10 protein-coding genes are annotated in these 20,345 nt (G+C 66.6%); 4 read left to right on the top strand and 6 right to left on the bottom strand.

The window, feature by feature from the left end; genetic code table 11:
* Positions 1 to 28: 28 nt before the first annotated feature.
* Genes tssK through API01S_RS07030 form a run of 4 tightly spaced genes read left to right on the top strand, consistent with a single transcriptional unit; the run spans position 29 to position 11,417 of the window.
* Positions 29 to 1,375: a type VI secretion system baseplate subunit TssK gene (gene tssK, locus API01S_RS07045; RefSeq protein ID WP_061303978.1), complete on the top strand. Its 1,347-nt coding sequence runs from the start codon at positions 29 to 31 to the stop codon at positions 1,373 to 1,375.
* Between the two features lie 13 nt (positions 1,376 to 1,388).
* Positions 1,389 to 2,168, top strand: a complete 780-nt coding sequence (gene icmH / locus API01S_RS07040; RefSeq protein ID WP_050728098.1) for a type IVB secretion system protein IcmH/DotU — start codon at positions 1,389 to 1,391, stop codon at positions 2,166 to 2,168.
* On the top strand, positions 2,165 to 10,891 hold the full coding sequence (gene tssI, locus API01S_RS07035; RefSeq protein WP_084802387.1) for a type VI secretion system tip protein TssI/VgrG: 8,727 nt from the start codon (positions 2,165 to 2,167) through the stop codon (positions 10,889 to 10,891). The genes icmH and tssI overlap by 4 nt, the downstream gene beginning before the upstream one ends.
* A 25-nt stretch (positions 10,892 to 10,916) precedes the next feature.
* The gene (locus API01S_RS07030; protein WP_061303974.1) at positions 10,917 to 11,417 is read left to right on the top strand and encodes a hypothetical protein; all 501 of its coding nucleotides are present in this window, start codon (positions 10,917 to 10,919) and stop codon (positions 11,415 to 11,417) included.
* A 63-nt stretch (positions 11,418 to 11,480) separates the two neighbouring features.
* On the opposite strand, the gene API01S_RS07025 is transcribed toward API01S_RS07030, so the two are convergent.
* The 6 genes from API01S_RS07025 to API01S_RS07000 all read right to left on the bottom strand — a co-directional run bounded on the left by API01S_RS07025 (position 11,481) and on the right by API01S_RS07000 (position 20,251).
* The gene (locus API01S_RS07025; protein WP_061303972.1) at positions 11,481 to 13,787 is read right to left on the bottom strand and encodes a DUF2235 domain-containing protein; all 2,307 of its coding nucleotides are present in this window, start codon (positions 13,785 to 13,787) and stop codon (positions 11,481 to 11,483) included.
* Positions 13,777 to 14,559, bottom strand: coding sequence for a DUF3304 domain-containing protein (locus API01S_RS07020; RefSeq protein WP_061303970.1), 783 nt, complete (start codon positions 14,557 to 14,559; stop codon positions 13,777 to 13,779). The genes API01S_RS07025 and API01S_RS07020 overlap by 11 nt, the downstream gene beginning before the upstream one ends.
* 65 nt (positions 14,560 to 14,624) lie before the next feature.
* On the bottom strand, positions 14,625 to 15,404 hold the full coding sequence (locus API01S_RS07015) for a hypothetical protein (RefSeq protein ID WP_254598549.1): 780 nt from the start codon (positions 15,402 to 15,404) through the stop codon (positions 14,625 to 14,627).
* Positions 15,397 to 16,404, bottom strand: a complete 1,008-nt coding sequence (locus API01S_RS07010) for a DUF4123 domain-containing protein (protein WP_061303967.1) — start codon at positions 16,402 to 16,404, stop codon at positions 15,397 to 15,399. The genes API01S_RS07015 and API01S_RS07010 overlap by 8 nt, the downstream gene beginning before the upstream one ends.
* Before the next feature lie 5 nt (positions 16,405 to 16,409).
* Complete coding sequence (locus API01S_RS07005; protein WP_061303965.1) at positions 16,410 to 19,301, bottom strand: type VI secretion system Vgr family protein; 2,892 nt, start codon at positions 19,299 to 19,301, stop codon at positions 16,410 to 16,412.
* 59 nt (positions 19,302 to 19,360) lie between these two features.
* Complete coding sequence (locus API01S_RS07000) at positions 19,361 to 20,251, bottom strand: hypothetical protein (RefSeq protein ID WP_156487087.1); 891 nt, start codon at positions 20,249 to 20,251, stop codon at positions 19,361 to 19,363.
* Positions 20,252 to 20,345: the final 94 nt, after the last annotated feature.

Genomic DNA, 20,345 nt, shown 5'->3' with positions numbered 1-20,345 from the left:
TAGAGATAGAAAGACAAGGAGCGCCAACTTGAGTTATTCAGCCAAAGTCCTGTGGGGCGAGGGCCTGTTCCTTCGGCCGCAACACTTTCAGCGGCAGGACGCGTATCACGAGGACCGCCTGGCCGAGATGGCCCGCGCATTGCATCCTTATGCCTGGGGTCTGCGGTCGGCGCGATTCGATGCCTCGGCGCTGGCCAACGGAATGCTGCACGCCATCGAGATGACCGCCGTGTTTCCCGACGGCGAACTCTACAACGCCCCGCATGGCGATGAGCTGCCGCCCCCCGTCGCGCTGACGGCGCTGGACGGCGTGAGCGAGGCCGTGTTCTATCTGGCGATCCACCCGCTCAAGGCGATCGGCGGCAACTATCGAGACGGCCAGACCGCCACCAATTTCGATACGCGCTACACCCACGACAACGCGCCCGCGCCCGATCTGTACACCGGCGCCACCACTGCCGAACTGACCTATCTGCGCAAGGACGTGCGGCTGATTTCCGAGTTCGAGCCGCGCGACGAACTGCTGGCCATTCCGGTGGCGCGCGTGCGCCGCACCGCCAGCGCCGGGTATGAACTGGACAACTCCTTCATCGCCCCGAGCCTGTCGCTGACAGCCTCGGGTGCGTTGCACGAGCAGCTGCGCCGGCTGCTGGACGCCTTGCAGGCCAAGGTCAACGCGCTGTACGGTTTTCATCGCGAGCCCAGCAAGAACATCATCGAATTCCGCTCGGGCGACGTCGCCTCGTTCTGGTTGCTGCACACGGCCAACGAAGCCTACGCCACGCTGTCGCATCTGTTCCATCACCCGCAACTGCACCCCGAACGGCTGTTCCAGGAACTGGCGCGGCTGGCGGGCGCGTTGATGACGTTTTCCAAAGTCCATACGCTTGCCGACCTGCCGGTGTACCGCCACGACGCGCCCGGCCCTGCCTTCGCGCGCATGGACGAGATCCTGCGCGACTTGCTGGAAACGGTGATCTCGACGCGCTACTTCTCCATCGTGCTCGAAGAGCTGCGGCCCTCGTTCCACATGGGCCGGCTGGATTCGGAGAAGCTGGACGAAACCACGTCGCTGTATCTGTCGGTGGAAGCCGCCATGCCGGCCCGCGAGCTTTCGGAAAGCGTGCCGATGCGCTTCAAGGTGGGCGCCCCCGAGGACGTGGACAAGCTGGTGCTGTCCGCCATGCCGGGCGTGCCGCTGACGTACACGCCGCAGGTGCCGCCCGCCGTGCCCGTCAAGCCGGGCGCGGTGTACTTCGCGCTACAGACTCGCGGCTCGCTATATGACCGCATGCTGCAAGCGCGCAGCATCGCCATCTACGCCCCCGCCGGCATCCCCGAACTGAAATTGGATTTGATCGCAGTCACCCGCTGACAGGAACCCTGCCATGACCGCTGACGCCCCTACCCTGATGCCCGGCGCAACGCTGCCCCAACGCGCCGCCGACTTCCATGCCAGCCGCCCGGCCAAATCCTTGCTGGATCTGCTCTACGACGGCTTCCTGATGCTGTTCCTGGTCAAAAGCGGCCAGGAGCCCACCGACGCCGCCGCGTTCTCTGCGCGCGTGCAGCAATTCCTGGCGGACTATGAACGCGCCGCCAAGAAGCTGGATATCCCGGCCGAAGACGTGTACGCGACCAAGTACGCTTTCTGCGCCGCCGTCGACGAGACCGTGCTCAATTCCGGCTTCGCCATTCGGGATGCGTGGATGTTGCAGCCGCTGCAACTGACCTTGTTCGGCGAGCAGCTGGCCGGCGAGAACTTCTTTGCGCGCCTAGAAGACCTGCGTGCGCAGGGCGCGCCGCGCTTGCAGTCGCTGGAAATCTATTACATGTGCCTGCTGCTGGGCTTTCAGGGCAAGTACCTGATCGAAGGCCAGGAAAAGCTCGGCTACCTGACCGCGCGCCTGGGCGATGAAATCGCGCTGCTGCGCGGCAAGCGCACCGGCTTTGCGCCGCACTGGCAACTGCCCGACAAGATTGCCCACACGCTCAAGCGCGACGTACCGCTGTGGTCGATCATGGCCATCTTCGCGCTGCTGGGCCTGCTTGCGTTCCTGGGCATGGGCCACTTCCTGAATACCGAAATGCAGACGGCGATGGCGCCGTACCACGACATCGTCAAACTGGGTCCGCGCGCCGCGCACCTGACCATCTCGCTGCCATGAACGCCTTGCCTTCGAACGCCTCGACCTACTCGTCGATGAACATCGCCACCCTGTCGCAACAGGCGCGCATGCTGCGCGTCAGCACGCCGCTGGACGCCGAGCTGGTCGCCGAGCAGATGACGCTGCGCGAAGGCGTGTCGCGCCTGTTCGCGCTGACGCTCGATTGCCTGGCGGCAAGCGCCGAGCTGGACGTGGCTTCGCTGCTGGGCAAGGAGATCAGCGTCAGCCTGCTTCAGGCAGACGGGTCGATGCGCCGCTGGCATGCGGTCGTCGAAGGCGTCGATGCGTTGGGCGCCGACGGCGGGCTGGCGCGCTATCGCCTGCACGCCGCGCCCTGGATGGCCGCGTTGGCGCTGCGCCGCGACAGCTTCATCTATCAGGACAAGTCGGTCCAGGACATCGTCAGCGAGATCTTCGCGGATTATCCCCAGGCCGCCTTTGCGTTCGAACTGAGCGAGGCCCTGCCCCCGCTCGCCGCCTGCACGCAGTACCGCGAATCGGATCTGCAATTCGTCGAGCGCATCCTGGCCGAAGCGGGCCTGTGCTATCGCTTCGAGCATCAGCAGGATGCGGGCCAGGCCGCCGCTGGCGGCGCGCGTCATCGCGTCGTGATCTTCGACGCGGGCGCGGCGCGCCCCGAAGACCCATCCTCGCCGCTGCGCTTTCATCGCAGCGACGCCACCGAAACCCGCGACAGCATCACGCATTTCTCGGCAAGCCAGGCCGTGCGTCCGAACGCCGTGGCGCGCGCCGCCTGGAACGAACGCACCTTGACCGCGCACGCCGCGCAAAGCCGCTCGCAAGTGCAGGTGGAAGCCTTGCCGGTGCTTGAGGACTACGACTACGCTGGCCACGGCCGCTATGCCGACGATGACGCCGCCGAGCAAAGCGCCGCGCGCTCGCTGCGCACGCACGAGTCGCGCATGGTCCGCTTCGAAGGCGCGGGCACCGCGCGTTCACTGGCGCCCGGCCGCTTGTTTGCGATGTCGCAGCACGAGCGCTATGCCGAGGGCGGCGGCGGGCAGGCCGTCGATGAACTGGCCGGCAATCGCTATGTATTGCTGGAGGTCGTGCACGAAGCCACCAACAACCTGGGCTCGCAGGCCGCGCAGGTGGTGAGCAGCGCCGACATGGAACGCGGCACCTACCGCAACCGCTTCACCGCGCAGCCCGAGGCGGCCGCGTTGATGCCCGCCTGGCATCCGCGTCCGACCGCCCCCGAAGGGCTGGCGGCCGTCGTGGTCAGCGCTGGCGACGCGCCCATCACGTCGGACCGCGACCTGCGCGTCAAGGTGCAGTTCCCCTGGCAGCGCGGCGACAAGCCCGTGTCGGGCGGTCTGCCGCACAAGACGCACGGCGACGGCAGCGGCAACGCGCCGGGCGACGACCGATCGGGCACGTGGTTGCGCGTGGCCGGCGCGCAGGCCGGCCCCAACTGGGGCGCGCATCACCTGCCTCGGGGCGGCACCGAAGTCATCGTGGAGTTTATCGATGGCGATATCGACAGGCCGGTTATCGCCGGCCAGCTATACAACGACGCGGACCTGCCGCCCTGGTCGGCCGGCGAAGAAGCCGAGGCCAATCACGCCGGGGTATTGAGCGGATGGCACAGCCACGGGCTGGACGGCGCGGGGCGCAACCAATGGGTCTTTGACGACACGCGCGGCAAGCTGCGCACGCGGCTGGCCAGCTCGACGGCGGCAACGCAGCTGGGCCTGGGTCACCTGGTCGAACAGGACCTGGACGACGCCAACCGGGGCCAATGGCGCGGCACGGGCTTTGAACTGCGTTCGGACGCGTGGACCGTGGTCCGCTCGGGTCAGGGCATGCTGGTGTCCGCCACCGCGCGCGAACAGGCCAAGTCCACGCAAGCCGACGCGCAGGAAGCACTGCTGCTGCTGCGCGGCGCGCAGGACGCATCGCGACGGCTGAACGATAGCGCCGGCCAGCATCAGGCGCGACCCATGGCGGCGGCCGACGGCTACGACGAACTGCTCAAGGCGCTGGACGCCGAGCAGGACGGCCGCTACACCGCCCAGGTCAACGGACAGGCTGCTGGCAAGGCGGCCAACGGGCAACGCACCGACACCGCCGCCGTCGAACGCATCAACGGCCCGCACCTGCTCATCGACACGCCGAATTCCCTGAACCTGGCCACGCCCGCCAGCGCCGTGCTGCATGCGGGCGAACACCTGCACGCCACCGCGCAATCGGACGCGCACGTGGCCGCGCAGCAGACCTATTCGGCGGTGTCGGCGCGCTCGGCCAGCATCTTCGCGCAGCAGGGTCCCCTGCGCGCCATCTCGGCCCAGGCGCCGGTGTCGCTGCACGCGCACACCGACATCCTGGAAGCGCTGGCGGGCCAGGACATCACCGTGACCTCGTCCGCCGAAGGCATCGAGATCCTGGGCAACCAGCGCGTCACCTTGCAGGCGGCGGGCGGCAGCGTCACGCTGGATGGCGCGGACATCGTCTTCAAGGGACCGGGCCTGTTCTCGGTCAAGGGTGCGACGCATAATTTCGTGGGCCCCGGCAGCGACGCCGCCCAACTTCCCGCCCTGCCCAGCACCACGGTCGATGATCCGCTGATCGTCAGCGCCGAGCTGGTGCACAAGGACGGCGCGATGGCCTCCGCCGCCAAGAAGGCCGCATCAAGCCTGATGGCGGGCTTTGGCGGCGCGGCGAGCGCGGGCGGCGGGCTGGGCGAGACGCTGCCCAGCAGCGTGGCGAGCCTCGGCCAGACGGCGGCAGGCGCGGCATCCAAGCTGTCTCAGCTTGCCGGCCAGGCCAACACGCTGGCCGGGCTGGCGAAGAATCCCATGGGCGCGCTGTCCGCCGCCCCCGGCCTGCTGGGCAACACGAGCCCCGCGATGGGCGGACTGCTCAACACGGCCAAGAACACGATGGGCCTGGTCTCTCAGGCCAAGGCCATCGCCGCCAACCCGATGTCGGCGCTGCCTGCCGCATCCGGCATGCTGGGTTCGGCGGCTCCAGGCGTCGGCGGCATGATCGACTCCGCCGCGTCGGCGGCCGGCAAGGTATCGCAAGCCGCCGCGCTGATCAAGGATCCGACCGCGGCCCTGCCCGCCGCCGCCGACATGCTGGCGTCGGTCGCGCCCGAAGGCGCATCGAGCATGATTTCCGGTGCGGCGACTTTTGCGCGAGCGGGAGCTGCGCAGGGTAATGCTGCTGGCGTGGCGGGTGCCGCGTCGGCGGGCGCGACGCCTGCAAGCGCGACCGCTGCGAACGCTATGCCGTCGACGACAGCAGCATCGGGTGTCGCCCCGGCAAGCGCCGACTCGCCAAGCTCGGCGGCAGACATTGCAGCGGATGCCTCTGGCGGTTCGACGGCATCGGCACAGAACACGGCGTCGCCCGGCGTTGCAGCGGATGCCTCGGTCGCCGACGCGTCTGCGCCGTCGAGTGCCGCCAGCCCGGCGTCGCCAGGAACCGGCAATGCGGCGACCGCCGCCGCGCAAACCGGCGATGGTCCGCAGGCCACGCAGACGGTGGCTGCGGGCTCCGCCTCGGGTACACCCGTGGCAAGCGCTGCCGCAGGAGCCGCGCCAGCCGTTGATTCATCCGCCTCGTCGCCCATTGCGACGGCAGCCCCCGCGTCTGTTGCTGCGCCCGGGGGTTCCGAAGGTGAGCCGGCGATTGCGAGTGCCGGGGCATCCTCGGCTGCGCCGACGGTTGCGGGTGCGGGCGCTTCGGCGGCTGCGCCGTCGATGGCCGGCGCGAGTGCATCGTCGGTCGCGGGCGCTGGTGCGTCCTCGGTTGCGCCGACGCTTGCGAGCTCAGGCGCTTCGGCCGTTGCGCCTTCGATCGCGGGTGCGAGTGCATCCTCAGTCGCGGGCGCAGGTGCGTCCTCTGTAGCGCCGACGATTGCGAGCGCAGGCGCGTCGGCGGTTGCGCCGTCCATCGCGGGTGCGAGTGCTTCGTCGGTCGCGGGCGCTGGTGCGTCCTCTGTTGCGCCGACGATTGCGAGCGCAGGCGCGTCGGCGGTTGCGCCGTCCATCGCAGGCGCTGGCGCAGCGTCGATTGCAAGCGCCAGTGCGTCCTCCGTTACCCCGTCGATTGCGAGCGCGGGCGTTTCCTCTTTCGCGCCTTCCATGGCGGGCATAAACACTGCCACTGCCACGCCTTCCTTCGCAGGTGATGGAGCAGCTTCGATCTCGCCCGCGATGGCGACTGCCGGCGCGTCCTCGGTCATGGCCGACGGCGCGGCGGTGGGAACATCTTCGTTGGCTTCGTCGGTTGCGCCCACGACTTCTTCTTTCGACGCGCCCTCGCTTGCCTCCGCGTCGGATGCTGTCGCCGCGCCTGTCGCGGACTTTGCGTCGAACCCCTTCGCTGCGCCCGCCGCCACCGTGGCGATATCGCCCACTACCGCGCCCGACTTGACGGCGTCCACGGATAGCACCGCGTTGCCCGGCGTTCCTGCTACGGCCACAAATACGCAAGCCACGGTTGCGATGGGCAACGTTTGGGAAAACGCCACGCCGGCGCAGACAAGCATCGCAGGGGACCTTGCAACATCCGCTGCCAACATCAGCGAAGCCAAGACTGCCATGCCCGCCGACGCGGCGCGGTTCGCGTCCCAAACCGCCACGCTGTCGGGCGCTGGGATCGGCACCATTGCCGCACTGGCCGGATCGCGTGGATCAACTCAGAATGCCGCAGTTGCGACGTCTGCAAACGATCAGCCTTCGGGAGCCTCTCACGCGAGCTCGCAAGCGACCACGGGCGTGTCCGGCATGTCGACTCGCGCGCAAGACAATCCGCCCTCCGCGACAACGGCAAACAGCGCGCTGGTGACTTCCGATGTGGCGCCTGCCACGTCTCTCGATTCAGCCAACGGCAATGGACTGCCTGCCGCAATCGCCTCGACCCTGGGCGCAGCAACGACATTGCGCGCGCGTGCCGAGGCCAACGGCCAGGCGCAGAATGCCGACACAACGGAGGCCTCTCTCTCTTACGAAGGCGCGCCCCCCGCCACCGGCACGGCGTCCGCCTCTGACGCCGCGCGGAACGTGGATGCTTCCCTAACATCAGCGTCGACGACTTCTCATTTCGGGCACGGCGAAACTTCCGCTTTCGTGGCGGCGGCCGCGACCACCGCGTCCGCTGCTGCCGTCAGTGCGACACGGCACAACGGCGACGCAACCCACCCCGCATCATCAGCGAGCGATGCCGGCGGCGAGCATTTCAACGTCGCAGGACAGACCCACGCCGGCACGCCCTCGGACGCGAAGACGCCTGCGTCATTGTCATTTGCACCAGCCGGCGCACCCATCAAGCGCGACGCGGCGCCGATTGGCGCGTCCTCCGATGGGCGCGACACGCAAACCCAATCCGCTTTGCCTGACGCCGCATTGCTCGCGTCCGTGGCCGCCACCGCTGGCGCGTTGTTTGCCAGCACGGCTAACGCCGCCAGCGTCACCGCCCAGGCCGCCTCGCCAGCAAGCGGTGCAGACGGCGCGCTGTCCGGCATCGGCGACCTGGGCCACGTCGACACGCAAACCTCCGTCACGTCAGCGGACACGGGTTGGGTCAACACCGCCAACGGCGCGACACCCACGTCCGCGCCGCGCGTGATGCAAGACGACGCGCTGACGCAGTTGGCAAGCACTGATGCAAACAAGGGCTTGGCGACGATGACGCCCCTTGGCGCGACCTCGGACACCAACGTGCTGATGGCGTCCAGCGCCCCCCTCTCGTCGACCGTATCGGACGCGACGCCTTCCATGACGCCCGGCCTCACCGCGCAAACGCCCGGCTTCGTTCCGTCGTCGCAGGCGAATCTGCCGCAAGGCGTAGGCGTTCCCGGCGCATCCGGCGCGGGCGCCTTGGATGTTCCCGGCACGCAGCCATCAGTCGGCGTGAATGCCGCCGCTGGCGCGGCGGGCGCGGGCTTGGGCGCATCGTCCGGCAGCGCGGCAAGCGCGACCACGGCCGCTGCGAACACTACACCGGCCTCGACGTCCGCCATCGCTCAACCCGGCGGCATCGCTACGCCAGCCTCGACCGGTGCGGGTGACGCTACTCTTGCAGGCGCCACCGGACATGGTGCGGCCCCTGCCGCGTCGAACGCCGGCGTCGGCTCGTCAGCTGCGACGACCGACGCAAGCTCGACAGGGGCTGTCGGCGGCACGGCAAACGCCAGTGCTCCCGCAGGCTCATCGGCTGGCGCCACGACGGGCACGGCTGCGAGCGCGCCGGCTGGCTCACCCACCGCGTCAGGTGGAGCACCGTCCAACGCGCCCGCCTCAGCAGACGCCTCGACAAACGCAACAGCCAACGCATCGTCCCCGACGGACGGAGCCGCCCAAGCGCCAGCCAGTGCCTCGGGCACGGGCACTGCGTCCACCAATGCACCGACCAACGCGACGGCCGCAACCAGTGCATCTACCAACGCATCGACCAACGCTAAGGCCGCGACCGGTGCATCCACTAACGCACCGACCAGCGCGACGGCCGCGACCAGCGCGTCCACCAATGCACCGTCCAACGCTACGGTCGCGACCAACGCATCCACCAACGCACCCACCAACGCCACATCCGCCTCCCCTCTCGGCGGTAACAACGCTCCCATCTCCACCGCGTCACCGGCAACCACTCCCGCCACCGGCGCGGCGATAACGACCGCGCCCGTCGCGGCCGCACCCTCCACGCCAGACTCGGTCCTCGGCAGCGCCACCGCGCGCGCGGCGGGCATGTCCGAGACGACGCCCGCCACCAGCACCACGGATCTTTCCGCCGTGGGCGGCGCGGGTGCGTCGGCTGCCGGCGCATCGAGCGGCTCGGGCGCTGTGGGCATCGGGGCCGTCGCCGCAGGCGGGGGACTGGCCACGTTCGCGCAGCAAGCCAGCGCCGCGTCCACGGCCTTGTCGGGCGCGTCCACGTTTGCGGCGGGCGGCGTCAGCGCCAACGTCAGCGCGGCCATCGTGCCGGTGATGACGCAGGCGTTGAACGCCAGTGGCGACCGCATGGCCGCCTTGAGTTCCGCCGTCGACACGCTGTTCACCCTGCCCGACGTCAAGCAAGCCAACATCCCGTCGGTGGCGGGCGCCATCCTCAGCATGCCGGGCCTGTCGTCTTCGTCGGTGCCCAGCGTGGTCGGCGCCATCCTGCAATCGCCCACGCTGGCCACCGAGACGCTGCCCAAGGTGGCCGAGGTGCTGATGAAGATACCTGGCGTGGCCGATTCACCGTTGCCGCAGATCGCGCGCGATGTGCTGGACTCGGTGGGACTAGGACCCGTGGCGCGCACGCAGGGCACCAATTTGCCGGGAGGCACGCCACCCGCCAGTGGTTCCGGCCGCGTGGTGCCGGGCGTGTCCACCTATCGGGCCCGCCAGGACGGCGCGCGCCTGCAATACGTGAACCTGGAGCAGGTTGCAGAACGCTGGAACGACGGCAGCGCGCTGACCACCACCGAACGGCAATCGAATCGCCCGCGCATTCACGTGGAGTTCAATCGCCCGGGCCAGCATCGCTTCACCATCACGGTCAAGGCCGATCCCGCCAACCTGCCCTACTCGGCCCGCGAACGCGGCCGCCGCGCGAGCTACCAAGAGCCGCATAGCAACCCGCGCAGCTACGTCACCAACGCGGACGGCAAGCGCATCGTCGACGATATCGCGCTGCCCGCCGCCGGCCTGAACCTTTATCTGTTCGAGGTGCGCGACGAACGTGGTCAGCTGATCAAGACCGAGCGCGTCGAGACCGTGCGTCGGCTGTACATCCAGGAAGTGATGTGCATGAGCGCGCATCCGGCCGGCCATCTGGCCGATGTCACGCCCGTGACGGCGGAGTTCGCGCGGCACGGCATCGACATGATCCAGCTGCCCCGCCTGCAATTCCGGGGCCGCTCGGCCGTGGATGCGGCCGATAGCCCGGAATCGCAGCAAGCCATCATGAACGCGGTGCGCGGCGTCTACGCGAATTCGCCCGGCAAGCAGCGCGAGCCCTACACGCTGGTCGTCTGCCACGTCGACCGGCTGGCGGCGCCCGGGGTCAGCGGCGACATGCGCTTGCCGGTGCCAGCTGGCCCGGGCGGACGCGTCATGACCGTGCCAATCGTCAATGATGACCGCAGCCAATCGAGCCTCTGGTACGAATTCGACGCCAGCGACGACTGGCTGGTGCATGCGCGCTATCTGTACCGTGATGCCTCCGGCGCCGAGCGTTCTCTGTCCATACCGCGCCACCTGATCACGCCGATCCGCGAAGCCAATGGATCGGTCTGGTCGGTGTCGGTGGACCTGACGCGCCTGTCGCCCACGCCCCTGACCGGCGTGCTGAACATCCAGTTCAACACCGTGGCGGACAGCTACGCCGGCCTGGCCATCACCGGCACCAACCTGCTGTTCGTGTCGACCCTGGATCCCTACGAGCCCAACTCGCAGGCCTACCTGACCGAAACGCTCGCCCATGAAATGGGCCACTTGCTGGGCATGGTACCCAGCGGGCCGGACTGGCCGGGTCTGCGCAATCAGGACGACTCGGCCGACGATTCCAAGCTGGACCCGCCGCCGCACTTCTACTACAACGCGGGGGGCCACTGCTATTACGGCCTGCCCAACCAGAATGGCCAGTACAACGAAGAAATCGGGCAGTGCGTGATGTACGGCATCACCTGCGCGAACATCCATTTCTGCCCCAGTTGCAGCAAGGCCGTGCGCAAGGTCGACTGCTCCGAAGGCTGGACGGCGTTTTGACGCCGTCCATTTTTAGAAAACCGACATGCCCATCATGACGACCGATTGGATTGAACCCGCCACCTTCGCTTCGGTGCCCGCGCACTCGCAGAAGGAACACGCCTGCATGCCGCCGCTGCAAGGCTATGACGCGCAGATGCGCATCGCGGCGCCCACCCGCGTGACGATCCGCGACGGCAGCACCCTGACCATCCCCGTGTGCGCACGCGGCATCCTGCCCGTGGTGCAAGACCCGCAACTGCCGCGCTTCGTGGCGGTGGATAAGCGCACCGGCAAGGTGTATCGCGGCATCGCCTTCAACTACGTACGGCCCAAGCTGCCCAACGTGTCGGTGGATCCCAGCGAGGGCGCTGCGCCGCCCAAGATTGCCCTGCCTCCCGGCATGACCGTCGAAACGCGCTTCACCACCGACATGGCCGGCGTCCTGCACCTGCCCGCCACCCCGGCGACTTACGAGGTGTATATCGAGGCCGAAAGCGTGAAGTCCAATACGGTGACGATCGAGGTCGAAGCCGGCAAGACGTAGGCGCGGCAACAGGCAGGGGTTGCCGCTTGATGCGTCATCCCTGCGCCGCGCATGCCCGCCCCATCAAGGCCGCGCGGGCGTCATCTGCTGCATGTTCTGCTCGGTACGCGCCGCCTGGGCCTCGACCTTTTCCGCGCTGCGCATGTCCTTGGCCCGCTGCTCCATTTCCGCCTTGCTATCCGTCTTGGCGAAAATATCCTTGTCGCGCACGCGGAAATACATCGAGGTGCTGGCCAGCAGGTGATCGGGCCAGCTGCTCAACATGGCGTCGTGTACGAGCCAGTCGAACAGGGTCATGACCTTCGGCGGCAACTGCGTTTTGCCGTCGCGCGCTTCGCGCCAGGCGGTCAGCAGGCGCGTTTGCATGGCGCGATTGGCCTTGATGTCGGCCAAGGGGTCGGCCGCCTTTTCCGGTGTGCCGCCGCCGCGAGTGATGATCTCGTTGCGCATGTTCTCGCGGTCGCGCATATCCTGATCCATCAACTCCATCGAACGCAGCACTTGCGGATTATTGCGCTCCAGATCGGCGCGACGTTGCGCCGTGGCGGCGTCCTGTTGCTCCGCGCGTTCCAGGCTTTTGTATTCCTCTTCCAGACGTTCCCAGAGCGGCTTGAATCGCTGCGGAGGCGCTTCGCCACGGCTTTCGGAGGCACGGTCCCAACGTTCATTCTTCAGCGCCTCAAGCTCGCGCAGACGGGCGGTGTTCTCGGGCTTCTTCTGATCTTCTGAGGACATCGCCGTCACGCGCCGCAGTTCTTCGTTGTACTCCTGTTCGGGCGTGAAGAAGTCGCGGTCCTTGATCCATGCCTCGGCAGGGTCCGACATCCCCGCGCGGAACACCGGGTCTTGATATCGCACCGCCAGCCAGCGCAGGAATATTTCCATGTGCGGCATGAAGTCGCACCCGGGTTCGTACTTGACGAGTTCGCGGTAGGCGGCGACCAAATCCTGAACGTAGTAGCTCTGGCCTTCGTCTTCGATGGGGGAGGCCAGGGACAACATTCTATAAAGCACCGGATCACGGCGAGCCAGGATTTCCATGCTGTATAGCGCCGCGCCTTGCGAGAGCGCCAGATTCATCATCTCGCGCAGTGGCACGCGCGACAACGACGCGCGGGTGCCCAGCGATCCCAACGGCGCCACGCCGGTCACATCCCCGCTGGAACCGGGATACAGATATTGGAGGCCGCGCGTCTTTTCCAGGGAGTCCAGTCGCTGGTTGCGCCGCAGTTCATGCGCCGCCGCGAAGTGCACGGCCTTTTCGACCGCGGCGGGCACGGTCAGCGTGCGGTCCTTGTGCGTTTGCTTGAGCAGATCGGTGAACGGGAGAAATCCCAGGAAAGTGTTCTCGTCCATGATCGATGCGACGGCATCAAACAAGCCGAGGAAGCGGATCCGTATCTTGGCATCGGGCGCACCATCCTTGCCGATAATGGCCAGATCCTGATCGTGCCGGCGCTTGTACTTCTTGACGATGTCGTTGACGAACTGCTTTGCAATCACTCCGCCCCGGTCCGCGCCAAAGACGGTGATCTCGATACGCACCACTTTCTCGGTGCCCGCGTTGCAACCTTCATACGCTTGCTGCAATTGGCGCTTGGCCGCCTCCAGGCGCGTATCGACGCCGGTTCCCATCAACATGGCCACAGCGGCGTTGTCGCGGACGACCGGAACGCCTTCCATGATCGTGGCCTTGGCGGCATTCTTCGTCGCCGTCCACGCGACCTTCAGCGGATTCTTCTTGAAATCTGCCCAGAAGCCTCGAACCGTGGCCTTGGCCCGATTGCCGATCCGCTCGGGATCCAGCGCGTTCCAGATCCTTACCGTCTTCTCGGGCAGGGCTTTGACATCTTTCACCACGTCCTTGTAAGCCTTCACCATAGGCTGGAAAGACGCGTCCTTGACGGACTGCTGGGTTGCCTTTTTGATGCGACCCATGCCATCCACATTGGGCACTTCATCCAGGCGCGTAATGTTCTTTGCGGCATCCTTCGCACTGTCGACCGCCTTGTCGGCCATTTTGCCGCCCGCGATCTTGAGCGCGCTGACGACGACGTCCGCCTTGGCGCTCTCGTTCAGTTCAACGCCTATGCCTGAGTAATAGAGGGCGAACCAGCGTTGCTTGCCCGGCATGTCCGGATCGTCTTCCCGGAAGTGCGCCATCCATAGCCGGCTCACGTTGGACAGGAACGTTGGATTCTTCTCGTCGAGGTCCTTGTTGCGCCCGAACCCATCGAAGAAAAACCCCATCCGCAAGGTGATACCGCATTCGGTACACGAGTCTTTTGGATAGGCGGCCTCATTTTCCGCCATCGCCTTCAATACCGAGGCGGGCGTTCTGTCCTGCTCAGGGATCCGATTACTGGACATTTTTCTCTCCAGGCGCCTTGCCTGCCGCCTTGATCTGGGCAATGTTGTCTTCCGTCAGCGCCGCCACCGCACGACCAAAGTCACCCGGCTTTCGATTGGGATCCTTCAATAGCGCCGCAATCTGAGCGTTCTGGTCGAAATCGGAAGCGACGATAAAGTAGAGATACATATAGCCGCGCATATCTTCGGCATCTTCGATGCGATACCGCGTCCAGGCCTGCTTGGTGACTTTGGCAAGCACCTCGTTCAACTCATAAGAGTCCTCGTATCCGTCCAGCTCGTTGCGATACTTCTTGTACAACCAGCGACTCGTTTCAACGATCGGGATCCTTGCTTGTCCCGCCATCTGGCGGCTCAATGCAAGCTCCATATGCTCATCGGGATAGATGTGCAATTCCATAATGAGCGTGCCATCTCCACCGGGAATCTTCGTGGCGGGGAAATGCACCGACGTTTGCTTCTTGAACAACATCTCGTCGAATTTGTCGTCGAACAGATGCTTGCGAAGCAGAACGGGGTCGCCCCCGCTCCAATTCACGGTGAAGTCAGTGCCCTTGAAAGTGGAGCAGCAAGAGAAGCTTCCCGCTCCCCCGCCAGGGATGAGCGTGCTGGAACTTGCCACATTGCCCGACGCGTCACTGAGCCGCACAGGCTCCAGGTTCCATGGGGTGTAGTTGTAGGTGACGAAACTGACGCCCGAGTAGGTAGGCTCGCCATTGCAGCCGGCCAGCAGGCCCAGCCACAACAGGACGCCGATCAACCCTTTACGCATTCGTGACTCCCTTGGTATCCCACGCCATCGAGCCCTGCGGCCACGACGCTTCGTTCATCTTCACTTCAAACATTCTTCTCTCCGGGCGGCTTGCCTGACGCCTTGAGCGAGGCAATTTTTTCTGCCGACAGCGCAGCCACCGCACGACCGAATTCGCCCGGCTTTCGATTCGGATCTTTCAGAATCGCTGCGATCTCAGCGTCCTTATCGAAGTCGGAGGCCACGATGAAGTAGAGATACATATACGCCCGCATATCTTCGGCGTCCTCGATGCGATATCGCATCCAGGCCTGCTTGGTGACTTTTGCGAGTACGTCGCCCAATTGGTCTATATGATCGTATCCAACCAGGTCATCTCGGTACTTTCCATAAAGCCAGCGAATGGTGTCGGTAAGAGGAATCCGCTCTTTCCCCACCAGTTGGCGAGTCAATGCAAGCTCCATATGCTCATCTGGATAGATGTGCAGTTCGAGAACGAGCGGGCCGTCGCCATCAGGAACTTTCGCGGCGGGAAAATGCACCGGCGTTTCCTTCTTGAACATCACCTCGTCGAGCTTGCCGTCGAACAGGTGCTTACGCATCACGTCCGGATCGCCTCCGCTCCAGTTCACCGTGAATTCTGTTCCGGAGAATTTGTAGCAGCAGGCGATGGCTCCTGCTCCCCCGCCCGCGACGAGCGTGCTGGACCCCGCCACATTCCCCGACGCATCACTCAGCCGCACCGGCTCCAAATTCCACGGCGTGTAGTTGTAGGCCACGAAACTGACGCCCGAGTAGGTAGGCTCGCCATTGCAACCAGCCAGCAAACCCAGCCACATCACGACGCCGAGCCATCCTTTACGCACCGTCGGCTCCCGTGGTCGGGCGCTCCATGCGCCCTTCCTCATCCGCACGATGCATGGCCTGGACCTCGTCCCACACGGCATCGGGCACGCCTGCCAGCGCCCGCGCCAGCGCGCCGTCGCCATCCGGCCGATACGCCCGCAGCCCTTCGCGGATACGCGGATGCTCATCGAAGCGCGGCGAGATCGACACGCCCCAGGCCACATAATCGAACGTGTCCTTATCGCCCGCCACGCCGTGTGCGCGCGCGCGTTCAAGTTGCGCTTGCACGCGCGGCACCAGCGCATCCTGATCCGGGTCGCCGGGCAGCAGTCCGGGGTACAGGCGGCGCAGTTGCACGGCGATCTTGTCCGGGTAGTCCAGATCGAACAGCATCTGGTGCTGCTCGGGCGTAAAGCGTTGAATTCCTTGGACGGGAGCCTGCGGCAGACGGCCAGCGCCGGCCAGTTCGGCCTGCCCTCCGTCGCGCAGCGGGTAGCGCAAGGTGATCAGCGGCGAGGCGAAGCGCTCGCGTTGCGCAGGCGTCCAGACCTGCAAGGCGCGCGCCAGGATGCGAGTGTCGTACCAGTGCAGGAAGAATTCGCTGGCGTCGGGCAAGGCGTAGTCGCAAAAATGTCCGAAGTGGGCGATCAGCTTTTCCAGCGGCACGGCGGATGCAAAGCTCATCATCGCGTAGCGGCCGCCGTCGCGTTCGTGCAAGGCGTCCAGCACCCGCAGCAGCGGCGTACTGAAATCAGGCCGGGGCGGGCCGCGCAGCACGCCTTGCGATGCGCCATCCACGTCGATCAGCAAGGGCGCAACATCGCCGTAGATGTCCAGCCCGGTTTGCGCCCAGATCGAACCAAAGCTCAGGTCTTCCGTTGCGGTGATACGCGCCAGCAGGTCGGGGTGGCCGCGAAAATCGACGATCACATACGCGCGCGCGGCTTCCCCATACGGGCCGCGATGATGCGGCAATTCGGAAATAGTGGAAAGCAGCGCCTGCCGCCAGGAATACGACATCGCCACTACGCCTTGTCAGTGATCGACTGCACGCTTTCCTGGGCGTCCAGAATGCAGGTCTTGCATACCGTGAACTGCGGAAACGGATACGGCATTTGGGTCGGGCCGGCGAATTGCTTGTTGCCGGTCTTGACGTCGATGCGGCCCGGCGCGGTGACCGTGATGTTGCCGCCTTCGATGACGATGCTTGCGCCCGCCGCGTTGGCGATGCGGATGCGCTTGGGCGATGCGTATTCAATGCCGGCGTTGGCGCTGACCATGCGCAGGTCCTGCTGCGCCTGCACGGTCAGCACGTCGTGCTGCGACATCACATCGACCTCACCGGTGCCGGCGATCAAGTCCAGTCCCGACTCTGCGCCGCCCTGTTGCACGCCGGCCACGATACCCAGCGCCTGCCCGGTGTGCACGCGCAGCGAACCGATGACGGCCAGATTGTGATCTTGGCCGGACGACCAGTGCACCAGTTCGCCGGCCGCGACCTGCACGTTGCGTCCGGCGGCCTGCGTCAGGCCGGCGCGACCGGCCATCAACACCAGCGGATCGGTCAGGTGCGGCACCTTGCCGTCGACCACTTCCGTGTGTTTGGCCGACGCATCCCCCGCTGCGCCGCCGATAGCCTGGCCGTCCACGGTGCCGGAGACGGCGTGCGTCATCGCCGCCAGCGGCGCGCGTTCGCCATCCAGCCGGCTGGCGCCTTCGGAGCTGGTGCCGCGCGCCGAGGCCAGGCGCACGCCCTGATGCGCGCCAATCACGCCATCGAAGGACTGCGCCATGATGTCCGCCTGCCCCGCCAGCGCCAGGGGCGCGGCCGCATCGCCCGCGGGGTCGCCGCCGCCCGCCGCGTAGGTGGTCAGCAGCACGCCCGCGCCGCCCCGCAACGCGCCGAATGCGTCGGTGCGCAGTTCCGCGCCCACGCCGCGCACATTGCCGCGATAGTTGCCGGCCTGATGGATGAGGTGGCCCAGGTTGAGTTCGCTGGCCGCCTGGGTGGACTTGATCTGCATGCGCAGTTGGCCGTCGCTGTCGTCAAAGACGATCTGGTTGTAGCCCTCGCCACCGAATTCCTTGCTCTTGAAGCCGCTCAGGGCAGCGGCGTTGCGATGCTGTTCGTCGCCGCTTGCCGCGCCATGCCACGCAGGCGCGTTGCCGCCGGCCAGGTTGGCCTGCGCGCTGGGCTTGCCGTCGATTGCCGCCTTGTACACGTCGGTGTTCATGGCTTCGCCCGTCTTGCCGCCCGGCGTGGACGGAATGCCGCCTTCGCCGCGTCCGTTGTATAGCGCGCCTACAACCAGGGGCTGGTCGATGTCCTCATCCAAAAATCGCACCAGCACTTCCTGGCCGATACGCGGCACGAAGCTCATGCCCATGCCCGCGCCCGCCTGTCGCTGCGCCACGCGCGCCCAACGGCTTTTTGCGAGGCCTTCGCCATCGGCCTGCCAATGAAAGCGCACGCGCACGTCACCGCGCGCATTGCGGTGAATCTCGTCTTCGCCGCTGGCTTCGGTGGCGCCTTCGGCGTTGGTCACGATGGCCGTGTGCACGCCGACCACCGACGGTGCGCCTGCCAGGCGGGCGCCGCGCGCGACGTCAGGCAAGGCGCGCCAGGGCCGGTCGCAACGCACCGCGCAGAAGCGATTGGCGTAGCCGACCTCATGCGCGCGCGCCAGCACAGCGGCAGCGGGCCTGCGCCCCTTGCCGATGGCGGCGTCGTCCGCGTCATCGATCTCGCCGCTGGCGTTTGCTGCGTCGCTGTCGTCGTCAAAACAAAGAAAGTCGTCCAGCGCGCCCATCTTGCCTGCCAGGGCGGCGTCAGCCTGCCCGGGCAGGTTGTTCACACCGACGTGTTCCACGCGATCCAACGCGAAGACCGGCTCGAACCCGGCTTCGCCCGAGGGTCCCAGCGGAGACATGTCTTGCAGCGTGAAGCGCGTGCCGGATCGGAACGTGCGCACATTGCCCTGGCCGATGAACGTTTCGGCGCGGGCCTGCGCGGCCTGCATCAACAGCGTTGCCGAAAACTGCGCGTGCGCCTGATTCAACAGGCCGCCGTGGCCCAGCGGCTCGTACCACTCCAGCCCTGCGCTCTCGTCGTCGCCGCCATCGGCGGGGCCCGCCAGCGCCTGACCGGTGATGGCGTGCTTGCCGCTGCCGTGCCAGCCCAGCACGGTGACGCGCTCGACCGCGCGGCGGCGACGACGCGCCAGCGCTTGCACGCCGTCGCGCGTCTCGGTGGCATGTGCCCGTTGAAAGCGCACGCCCGCGCCGGCGGATTCGGCGTCTTCGGGCAGACTGCGGCTGTCGGCAAAAATCAGCACGGCATGGCGCGAGGGCGCGGCGGCATCTTCAACGGTGGTCCAGCCCAGGCCGGACTCCGTGAACAGGCGTGTAAGAAAGGCGTAGTCCGTTTCCCGATACTGCGTGGTGTAGGGGCGCGTGGGCAGGTCCGCAAGGTGACGCTCGACGTCGTCGGCGACCTTGTAGGTGTAGCCCTGGTAGCTGTCCAGCACGTGCCGCACGATTTCCAGCACCGGCTGATTCTCGTAGATGCGGCTGTCGCGCCGCTGCGTGGCCAGCCATAGCCACGGCGCGAGCGTGATGCGATAGCGCGCCTTGCCCGCGTTGCCGCCCAGCATTTCAGCGGCGCGCACAACGCCGCTGCGGCCGATCTCGCTGCCATCGGCGCGCGTGGCCCACAACGTCGCGGGGCGCGAGACCATGTCGTTCAGGTCCAGCGCCGCGTCATCGGCCAGCGCCACGATGCGCGTTTCGCTCAGGTCCAACAAGCCCTCGCGCGCGACCCAGCCTTCCACTTGCAGGGACGCGATCGCGCCCTCGCCATCCAGGCGATACAGCCGGGACTGCGCGCTGACATTGCCGTTGCTTGCGTTCACAGCCATGGAGCAAAAACCTCGCGGAGGGACAGGGGCGATAAGAGCAGGATTAGGACGTTACGCATTTACGGTTCGACGTTCGCTTGCGGCGTGGGGCATTCTGCGGCCGTGCCCCACTGCCCCGCGCAGACACGCAGGCGGCATTGTTCGCCTTCGAAGAAACTGAGCTTGCGGCATTCTTTCAAGCGCTCTGACAGCGGCGAGCCCGGCATCTCGCGCATGAACACGCCATCGGACTTGTACACACGCGTGCCGGGCGGAGAGGCAGGCGGCAGGCCGTAATTCATCAGCGCGGACAACAGCGCCGCGTCGGTGTCGGACGGCTTGGCGGCCTTGCGCGGCGGCGCGGCGGCGGGCTTGACGGAACGCGGTGCGTTGCCGGGCGAGACGCTGGCTTCGCGCGCACGCTGCTGCTGCGCCGCCTCGCGCGTGGGACCCGGCGCTGCGGCTGCGGCGGCGGGTGCAGTCATCGCCAGCACGGACAGCGGGTTGGTGGGTTCGCGCAATGGATCGGGTTCGCCACGGCCCACATCCGCATCGGGCGCGGGCGGGGATTCGTCGATGATGGCGGCGACCGAAGGCGGCTTGTCCACCGGCTCTTGAGTCGCGGTGGAGGTGGGCGTGGAGGTGCTCGCGGACGTGGCCACGGATCCGCTAGCCAGCGCGGGCGCGTGGGTCGAGGCTGACGCTTGCGCTTGCAACGAGGCCGTCGTGTCTTCGTGGATGAACCATGTGATTGCACCGGCCAGCAATGCCAATATCAGCGCAAGCGCCATCCACCGGCTCGCGCGCGATGCACGCCGCGCGGCCAGGTGTTTGACCTCGGCTTCGGGCGCGCGCCCTTCCAGCGCCGCCAGTATTCGTGTGGACTCGGCCTCGCCTCGCGCGGGTGCGGAACCGCTGAGTAGACTCGGCGCGGTCGTCGTAGGGCGAGCTTCTTTTTCGTCTTCTGCCATGCGGGTTCCCGTGTCAGCAGGAGGCGTGTGCAGCCCCCCTGTAACCAAGCTCGTCGAGAATACCCGAACACCTCTTCCGGATCACTGCTGCTTG

Origin of the sequence: Achromobacter piechaudii NBRC 102461 (genome assembly GCF_001571245.1) — a bacterium.
In the GTDB taxonomy this organism is placed as follows: Bacteria; Pseudomonadota; Gammaproteobacteria; order Burkholderiales; family Burkholderiaceae_B; genus Achromobacter; species Achromobacter piechaudii.
Note: the sequence above shows the minus strand (reverse complement) of the source record. Positions and strands in the feature narration are given on the sequence as shown.

Coding starts and splice junctions, on each gene's coding strand:
- API01S_RS07005 (WP_061303965.1), bottom strand. CDS start 19,301: ATGGCTGTGAACGCAAGCAACGGCAATGTCAGCGCGCAGTCCCGGCTG.
- API01S_RS07000 (WP_156487087.1), bottom strand. CDS start 20,251: ATGGCAGAAGACGAAAAAGAAGCTCGCCCTACGACGACCGCGCCGAGT.
- tssI (WP_084802387.1), top strand. CDS start 2,165: ATGAACGCCTTGCCTTCGAACGCCTCGACCTACTCGTCGATGAACATC.
- icmH (WP_050728098.1), top strand. CDS start 1,389: ATGACCGCTGACGCCCCTACCCTGATGCCCGGCGCAACGCTGCCCCAA.
- API01S_RS07020 (WP_061303970.1), bottom strand. CDS start 14,559: ATGCGTAAAGGGTTGATCGGCGTCCTGTTGTGGCTGGGCCTGCTGGCC.
- API01S_RS07025 (WP_061303972.1), bottom strand. CDS start 13,787: ATGTCCAGTAATCGGATCCCTGAGCAGGACAGAACGCCCGCCTCGGTA.
- API01S_RS07030 (WP_061303974.1), top strand. CDS start 10,917: ATGCCCATCATGACGACCGATTGGATTGAACCCGCCACCTTCGCTTCG.
- API01S_RS07010 (WP_061303967.1), bottom strand. CDS start 16,404: ATGTCGTATTCCTGGCGGCAGGCGCTGCTTTCCACTATTTCCGAATTG.